The 8,228-nt window shown below is 67.5% G+C and carries 8 protein-coding genes; all 8 read right to left on the minus strand.

The features are described from left to right. Nucleotides 1-541: thymidylate synthase (gene thyA / locus JHC79_RS21745; RefSeq protein ID WP_296394814.1), on the minus strand; the 541-nt coding region annotated here is incomplete at its 3' end. A gap of 81 nt (nt 542-622) precedes the next feature. Next, nucleotides 623-1,075 (minus strand): NAD(P)H-dependent oxidoreductase, encoded by a 453-nt coding sequence (locus JHC79_RS21750; protein ID WP_296394800.1) that lies wholly within the window; start codon nt 1,073-1,075, stop codon nt 623-625. 6 nt (nt 1,076-1,081) lie between these two features. Then, a complete protein-coding gene (locus JHC79_RS21755; protein ID WP_296394802.1) occupies nt 1,082-1,570 on the minus strand; it encodes a hypothetical protein in 489 nt (162 codons plus the stop codon). A gap of 24 nt (nt 1,571-1,594) precedes the next feature. Then, nucleotides 1,595-2,350 carry a 4-hydroxy-tetrahydrodipicolinate reductase gene (dapB, locus tag JHC79_RS21760; protein WP_296394804.1) on the minus strand — a complete coding sequence of 252 codons (756 nt, stop codon included), beginning with the start codon at nt 2,348-2,350 and terminating at the stop codon, nt 1,595-1,597. Nucleotides 2,351-2,395: 45 nt separating this feature from the next. Beyond that, complete coding sequence (locus JHC79_RS21765) at nt 2,396-3,979, minus strand: GMC oxidoreductase (protein WP_296394806.1); 1,584 nt, start codon at nt 3,977-3,979, stop codon at nt 2,396-2,398. 6 nt (nt 3,980-3,985) lie between these two features. Then, complete coding sequence (locus JHC79_RS21770; RefSeq protein WP_296394808.1) at nt 3,986-5,554, minus strand: amino acid permease; 1,569 nt, start codon at nt 5,552-5,554, stop codon at nt 3,986-3,988. Between the two features lie 94 nt (nt 5,555-5,648). Then, nucleotides 5,649-7,136 carry an aldehyde dehydrogenase family protein gene (locus tag JHC79_RS21775; RefSeq protein WP_296394810.1) on the minus strand — a complete coding sequence of 496 codons (1,488 nt, stop codon included), beginning with the start codon at nt 7,134-7,136 and terminating at the stop codon, nt 5,649-5,651. Between the two features lie 71 nt (nt 7,137-7,207). Then, the coding region (locus JHC79_RS21780; protein WP_296394812.1) for an aromatic ring-hydroxylating dioxygenase subunit alpha at nt 7,208-8,228 on the minus strand (1,021 nt) is incomplete at its 5' end.

Genomic DNA, 8,228 nt, shown 5'->3' on the forward strand with positions numbered 1-8,228 from the left:
CCCCGAGGAACAGGTCGGCGCTGCGCTGGTACAGCTGGCACGACAGCTTGCCGTCAGCGACGTAGAACTGGAAGAACGCGTGACACGGCGGCAACGCCATCTGCGGGATCTCCCCCACGTTCCAGGCGGAGACGATGTTGCGCCGCGAGTCCGGGTCCGACTTCAGCAGGGCCAGCGCGTTCGAGATCTGATCGATGTGGTCGCCGGACGGCGTCGGCCAGCTGCGCCATTGGACGCCGTAGACAGGGCCGAGTTCGCCGGCCTCGTCGGCCCACTCGTCCCAGATCGTCACCCCTCGCTCCTGCAGCCACCGCACGTTCGAGTCGCCCCGCAGGAACCACAGCAGCTCGTACAGGATCGACTTCAGGTGCACGCGTTTGGTGGTGATCAGCGGGAAGCCCTCGGTGAGGTCGTACCGGAGCTGGTGGCCGAACAGGCTGCGGGTGCCGGTGCCGGTGCGGTCGGATTTCGCGACGCCGTCGCGCAGGACCAGCGCGAGCAGGTCCTCATACGGGGTCGGGACGGCTGCACTGTGGGACACGGTCACACCTGAGAGTGTAGAACCGCGGTACGACGACGAGTGTCGCGACTCGGCGGGATGGCTCCACGCCGTGTGAAGGGCTCAGGACATCAAGGAGGCGGCCACCGTGGCACCGAGGTTCCAGCACGCCTCGAGGTCGTCCTTGGTCGGTCTTCCCGAGACGATCACATCGTCGGCGGCACGGGTCCATCCGAGCCCTGTGGTGATCGACTCGACCGCTCGTTGCGCACCCTCGGTGCCCTCGTTGCCGTGGAGATAGACGCCGAACGGGCGTCCCCGCGTGGAATCGAGCAACTGGTAGTACGCGGTGTCGAACGCATGCTTCAACGCGCCGCTGATGTAGCCGAGGTTGGCCGGGGTGCCGAGCAGGTATCCGTCCGCGGCCAACATCTCCGCGGGCGAGACCGTCAACGCAGGCCGGCGGAGCACGTCGACCCCCTCGATGTCGGGGTCGGTCGCCCCGGCGACGACGGCGGAGAACATCTCGTGGCAGTGCGGCGACGGCGTGTGGTGCACGATCAGCAGGGTGGCCATACGTCGTCAGGAGCTCTCGGCTTTTTCCTGGGCGACAGCACGTTTCATCATCGCGCGAGCACGGGTGCGGTCGCCCGCGTAGTCGTAGGCCCGCGAGATCCGGTAGGTGTTGCGCCAGTTGTCCGGATCGGCTTCCCACTCGGTGCGCACGGTGGCGAAGAGCTCGTCGGCGGCGTCGCGTTCGAGCCGCCCGGACGGACGCCGCGGCAGCGACGAGACGTCGAGTTCCCGCCCCTCCTCCCGCATGCGGCGACCGAGGCGTTGGTGGGTGATCCCTGCCCGCAACGTCGCGACCAGCATCCAGATGCCCAACAGCGGGAGCAGCAGCACACCGATGCCCAGCCCGATGCCGACCACCGACCCGTCCTGGATCAGCTCGATCCCGCGGTACCCGAGCAACCCGATGTAGAAGATCAGCGCGATGACGATCAGCACGATCACCAGAACGATCGGCCGGGAGTCGCGGGTGTAGAAGTCGCGCTTGGCGCCGCTCATCGCAGAGTGCCCATCTCGGCAGGCCTACAGATCCAGGAGCTCGTCGAGCCCCACCGTCAGGCCGGGCCGCTGCGCGATCTGACGCACCCCGAGCAACACGCCGGGTGCGAACGACGTCCGGTCCAGTGAATCGTGGCGGATGGTCAGGGTCTCCCCCTCGGTGCCCAGGAGTACCTCCTGATGCGCGACGAGGCCGGCGAGTCGCACCGAATGGACCCGGACACCCTCGACGTCGGCACCGCGGGCGCCGTCCAACGAGCTGGTGGTGGCATCGGGCATCGGGGCGCATCCGGCCTGCGACCGGGACTCCGCGATCAGTCGGGCGGTCCGGAACGCGGTGCCCGACGGGGCGTCCGCCTTGTGTGGGTGGTGCAGCTCGATGACCTCGACCGAATCGTAGAAACGTGCGGCGGCGGCAGCGAACCGCATGCTCAGAACGGCGCCGATCGCGAAGTTCGGGGCGATGAGAACACCCACGCCCGGCTGGTCGCCCAGCCATCCGCGCACGGTGTCGAGGCGGTCGTCGTCGAACCCGGTGGTCCCGACGACGGCATGGATCCCGTTGGCGATGAGGAACTCGAGGTTGTCCATCACGACCGACGGATGTGTGAAGTCGACGACGACCTGCGTACCCGAGTCGATCAGCGCGGAGCGGTCGTCGTCCTTGTCAATGCCGACGGTGAACTCGAGGTCGTCGGAGACGGACACCGCGTCGACAATGGCCTGACCGACCTTGCCGCCGCTGCCGAGTACGCCCACCTGGATCTGTTCGTCACTCATGATGCCAATGATCCCTCACCCCGCAGCACCGTCAGATGCCGGGGATCACCGGTCGGCGGCCTTGAGCAGGTCGGCGCACTTCTCCGCCATCGTCATGACGGTGATGTTGGGGTTGACCGAGGGCAGCTTGGGCATGGCCGAGGCATCGACGACCCGCAGGCGCTGTGTGCCCCGGACCCGCAGCTGCGGGTCGAGCACCGCCATGGGGTCGGAGTCGACGCCCATCTTCGCGGTCGCCGCCGGGTGGTAGACGGTGTTGTGCGTCTTGTGCATGTAGTCGATGAGCTCGTCGTCGGTCACGGCGTCGGGCCCGGGGGCGAGTTCGGCTGCGACCCAGGGCTTCATCGGCGCCTGCGCCGCGATCTCCCTGGCCAGGCGCAGCCCGGCGAGCATGGTGGTCTCGTCGTGGTGGTCGGGGTCGGTGAAGTACCGCGGGTCGACGCGCGGGCGGTCACGGAAGTCCGGGCTGCGCAGCTTGACCGTGCCCCGGGAGAGTCCCTGGGTCACGTTGGGCGTCAGGCAGAAGCCGTTGTCGGTGGTCGGGTACCCCCACCGCAGGGTGTTCATGTCGAACGGCACGCTGCCGTAGTGCATCATCACGTCGGGGACCTCGAGGCCGTCCTTCGTGGTGGCGAACACGCCGATCTCCCACCACTGGCTGGACTCGGTGACCATGGGCCGCGCGGCCTCCCAGAACACCAGCCCCTCGACGTGGTCGTCGAGGTTCTCCCCGACACCGGGCAGGTCGACCCGGACATCGATCCCGAACTCGCGCAGCTGCGCAGCCGGCCCGATCCCGGAGAGCATCAGCAACTTCGGGGTGTCGATCGCCCCGGCGGTGACGATGACCTCTCGGCTCGCACCGACCACGTCGAAACCGGTGAGATCGGGACGCTGGTATCGCGCGCCGGTCGCGGTGACGCCGTCGAAGGTGATGCCCTGCGCCCAGCAGCCGGTGCGGACCTCGAGGTTGGGTCGCTGCCCGATGATCGGGTGCAGGTAGGCGTGCGAGGTCGACATGCGCAGGCCGTCCTCACCCGCGTTGATCTGGAACCAACCGGCGCCGTTGCGGACCGTCTCGCCGCGGTTGAAGCCCACCGTCGGCAGACCGGCCGCGGCGGCGGCCTCGAGTATCGCTGCACCACAGGGATCGAGCGGCGGCACGTCCCGCAGGCGCACCGGCCCGTCGTGCCCGTGGTCGCCGGGGGCGTCGTTGTTCTCCAACCTGCGGGTCAGCGGGTGGATGTCGACGGCACCCCAGCCGGTCAGACCGCTGCGCTCCCACTCGTCGAGGTACTCGGCGGGCGGCCAGAAGGCGATACACGAGTTGTGCGAGGAACATCCGCCGAGCACCTTGGCCCGGGCGTGCCGCATGAAGTCGTTGCCACGCTCCTGCGGTTCGATCGGGTAGTCCCAGTCGTACCCGGAGTCGAGCAGGTGCATCCACTCGCTCAGCACCAGGATGTCGTCGTTGCCGACGTCGGTGGGGCCGGCCTCGAGGACACACACGGTCACATCCGGGTCCTCGGTCAGGCGGGCGGCCAGAGCACACCCCGCCGTCCCACCGCCGACGATGACGTAGTCGAAGGTTCCCGCGGTCACTGCGTCGTCGCGCAATGGATCTGCCATGGACTCTCAGACTCCTTCGGGTCCCGGGGACGGCTGTGCCGCGTCGGCCGCGGCTGCGTCTGCTTTCGTTTCCGACGCATGGGATTTCAGCGTACCCATGCCGCGGCTGCCCGTGACGAAGTACCAGACGAGACCCACGCCGCCGATGACGCCGATGTAGATGAACGCGGCCCAGGTGTTGTACCAGGGCGATCCGTACACCGCCTCGCGTGGCCACGCCAGGTTGATCGCCATGCCGATGCCCCACACGACGGCGACGATGTTGACCGGCAGACCCCAGCGGCCCATCGTGAAGTAGCCGCCCTCTTTCAGGTCCTTCGGCGGCCACTCGCCCCGGAATCGTTTGAGCAGCAACGGGCCGGTGATCATCAGGTAGGCGATGTAGATCATGATGATCGCCACCGAGGTGAGCAGGAGGAAGATCGTCGGCTGGTTGATGTTGATGACCAGGATCAAGATCGACAGCACACCGATCAGGACGGCCGGGATGACCGGTGCCTGGGTCTTCGGGTGCACCCTGGCGAGTGATTCGCCGAACGGCAGCGCGTTGTCGCGCGCCATCGCGAACGTCAACCGGATGGCTGCGGTGTGCACGGCGAGCGTGCAGACGAACACCGCGACCACGATGCACATCAGGAAGATCTTGCCGACCGGGCCGTACATGACGTCGAGCACGATCTGTTGCAGTCCACCCTGCGCGGCGAGCGCCGGATCGGACAGGTTCGGGGCGGCGAGGATGGCGAACACGAGGATCGCCCCACCGATGACGAACGACGCCAGGATCGCGCGCAGGATGGCCGTCGGAGCGGTCTTGCGCGGGTTCACCGTCTCCTCACCGAGCGACGAGGCGGTGTCGAAGCCGTACATGACGTAACCCGATGCGAGCGAGGCGATCAGGAATGCGCTGAGGTATCCCCCGCTCTCGCCGGCCCCGTAGCCGTTGGTGGAGAAGAACACCGCGGGCGTGCGCTCGATGTTGAAGGCGAGGATCACCGCTATGAGCACGGCAGCGATCAGTTCGATGAACACACCTGTGCTGTTGATCAGCGACATCAGACGTACGCCGAAGGCGTTGATCAGGGTCGTGGCGACCACCAGGATCGATCCCAGCAGCACTGCGTTCGAGGGTGACACCACCGTCAGATCCTCGGATCCGATGAGACGGAACCCGCTCCAGATCTTGGGCAGCGTGGAGTCGATGGCGAGCACCACCGCCGACATGGTGACGATGGAGGCGGTGAGCATCATCCATCCGGAGAACCATCCGACCACCTTGTTGCCCAGGATCTTCGCCCAGTTGTAGACCGACCCGGCGATCGGGTATTTCGCGGCGAGTTCCATGAAGCAGAGCGCGACGGCGAACTGACCGACGAACACGATGGGCCACGACCACAGGTAGGCCGCACCGGCGGTCCCGAAGCCGAAGTAGAAGAGCTGGAACGTCCCGGTGAGGATGGATATGTAGCTCACGCCCGCGGCGAAGCTGGCGAACTTCCCGATGCTGCGATCGAGACTTTCCTTGTAGCCGAAGTGTTCCATCCCGTTGTCGGGATCAACGCTCTTCTCGATGGTCATGTGGGCTCCTGGCAATGGTGTGACGGTGTGGCGACTGCTCTCTACGGTGAGATACGACGAACTCGTGACGCGGTAGAACGGTCCCGCCGGCTGCTCAGGGCGGGAACCACCCCGCGGGCGGGGCGGCGGTGTTGTTCCAGATGTGTTTGAGCTCCTGGTATTCGGCGAGTCCCGAGGGTCCGAGCTCACGGCCGTTGCCGGACCGGCCGAACCCGCCCCACTCGGCCGCCGGTGTGTAGTACCCGAAATCGTTGATCCAGACCGTGCCGTGTCGCAGCCCGCGCGCCATCCGTTCGGCGACCGCCGCGTCGGCGGTACGGACGCCGGCTGCGAGTCCGTAGTCGGTGTCGTTGGCCAACTCCAGCGCCAGGGCCTCGGTGTCGAAGCGTTCCACGGTGAGGATCGGCCCGAAGGTCTCGTCGGTGACGATCCGCATCGAACGGTCGCACCGGTCGAAGATCGTGGGCAGGAAGAAATACCCGTCGGCGAGGTCGGGGTCGGTCGGCTGCTCGCCGCCCACCACCAACTCGGCGCCCTCGGCGACCCCGAGCGCGACGTAGTCGGTGATCTTCGACAGCTGCGCCGCCGACACCAGCGGGCCGGTCAGACTGGCCGGGTCGACGCCCGGTCCCATCACGATCCGCCCGGCCCGGTCGGCCAGGGCGGCGACGACGTCATCGGCGACCGATTCCTCGACGATCAGGCGCGTGCCCGCCGAACAGACCTGACCCGAGTGCAGGAACACACCGGTGAGGACCTGGTCGACGGTCGCATCGAATGCTTCGGTCGTGCTGCACGCATCGGCGAACACGACATGCGGGTTCTTGCCGCCGAGTTCGACCAGGACGCGGGTGACGTGCTCAGCCGCGGTCTCGGCGATGATCTTGCCGGTGGCGAGGCCGCCGGTGAACGAGATCAGGTCGACGTCGGGGTTGTCGGTGAGGGCCGGGCCGAGATCGGCCCCGCTGCCGAGCACCAGGTTGACGACGCCACGTCCGACGCCTGCCTCGACCAGGAGCTCGGTCAGCGCGATCGTCGAGAGCGGCGTCACCTCACTGGGTTTGAGGACCATCGTCGCGCCGGCGGCCAGGGCGGGGGCGATCTTCCACGAGATCTGCAACAGCGGGTAGTTCCACGGGGCGATCATCACGCAGACGCCGATGGGTTCGGCGACGACGCGGCTGATCACCGCCGGGTTGCCGACGTCGACGAGGCGGTCGGCGGTGGTGGTGGCGAGGTCGGCGTAGTACCGGAACACCGAGACGACGTCGTCGATGTCGATGCGGCTCTCCACCAGGGTCTTGCCGGTGTCCCGGGTCTCGATGAGCGCGATCTCCTCGCGGTCGCGCACCAGCAGGTCGGCGATACGACGCAGCAGGTCGGAGCGGTCGGCGACGGTGGTCTCCCGCCATTCCGCGCGGTCGAACGCCGCACGGGCGGCGGCCACCGCGGCGAGCGCGTCGTCGGGTGATGCCTCCGACACCGAGCGGATCACCGTGCCGTCGGCCGGGTCGATGCAGTCGCGCCGTGCGCCGGTGGACGAATCGGTCCAGCTGCCGTCGATGAACAGGTCAGCGGTCACCGGCACCCTCGTCTCACAGATCGTCGAACACGGACGACGACCTCACGGCGTCGTTCTTCACGACCCCATCCTTACCCCTCGGAGCACATTTCGGTGATCCAATCGTGGAACGTGGCGATGTGATGCTCGGCCGGGACCAGGACCCCACCCCGGCGATAGGCCCGCGACCCCATCGCCGGCTGGGTGCGCTCACACGCCTCGAAGTCCTGCTGGTTCACGCGGTGGAACAGCTCGACCCCTGCCCCGACGTCGGCGCCGGCCGCGACGACATCGGGATGGAACAACCAGTCGCAGACCACCAGGGTCTCGTCGACCGAGATCGGGAACATCCGGTGCACGATGACGTGGTCGGGCACCAGGTTGATGAACACCGTCGGGTTGACGGTGATGGCGTAGTAGCGGCGGTCCTGTTCCGGTGCCAACTCGGGCAGTCTGTCGAACCCGGCCGACCCGTCGACGGTGAATCCGTCGGCCTCCGCCGCGAACTCGGCACCGTGGCCCACGTAGTACTGCGCGGCGAGGCCGTCGGCGAACTCCGGCAGCACCTCGGTGAGCTCGGGGTGGATGGTGGCGCAGTGGTAGCACTCCATGAAGTTCTCCACGATGAGCTTCCAGTTCGCCGCGACCCGATAGGTCTCCCGGTGTGCCAGCGCCAGGTCGCCGACCCGGTAGTTGTCGATCATCGTGGCGTCGCCGAGGCGCTCGACGACCGCGCCGATCACGGTGTCGTCGAACGACGGTGGGTCGTCGTCGAGGCAGACCCACAGGTAACCGAGCCACTCCCGGGAGGCCACCGGGATGAGCCCGTAGGCGCTGCGGTCGATGTCACCGAGGCTGCTCAGATTGGGCGCGGCGACGAGTTTTCCGTCGAGACCGTAGGTCCAGGCGTGATACGGGCACTGCAGGTTTCGCCGGACCGCGCCGCTGTCCTCCGTGCAGATCAGGGCGCCGCGGTGACGGCAGCTGTTCAGAAAGGCACGCAGAGCACCGTCGCGCGCGCGGACGATCAGCACACTTTCCCGGCCGATGTCGACCGTGGCGAACTGACCGGCGTTCGGGTGGTCGGCGGTCCGGACGGCACACATCCAGCGT

The organism is Williamsia sp. (assembly GCF_016462415.1).
Lineage (GTDB): Bacteria > Actinomycetota > Actinomycetes > Mycobacteriales > Mycobacteriaceae > Williamsia_A.

Excerpts from the sequence above, each read along its gene's own strand:
- JHC79_RS21750 (WP_296394800.1), bottom strand. The coding sequence starts at position 1,075 with ATGGCCACCCTGCTGATCGTGCACCACACGCCGTCGCCGCACTGCCAC.
- JHC79_RS21765 (WP_296394806.1), bottom strand. The coding sequence starts at position 3,979 with ATGGCAGATCCATTGCGCGACGACGCAGTGACCGCGGGAACCTTCGAC.
- dapB (WP_296394804.1), bottom strand. The coding sequence starts at position 2,350 with ATGAGTGACGAACAGATCCAGGTGGGCGTACTCGGCAGCGGCGGCAAG.
- JHC79_RS21755 (WP_296394802.1), bottom strand. The coding sequence starts at position 1,570 with ATGAGCGGCGCCAAGCGCGACTTCTACACCCGCGACTCCCGGCCGATC.
- JHC79_RS21770 (WP_296394808.1), bottom strand. The coding sequence starts at position 5,554 with ATGACCATCGAGAAGAGCGTTGATCCCGACAACGGGATGGAACACTTC.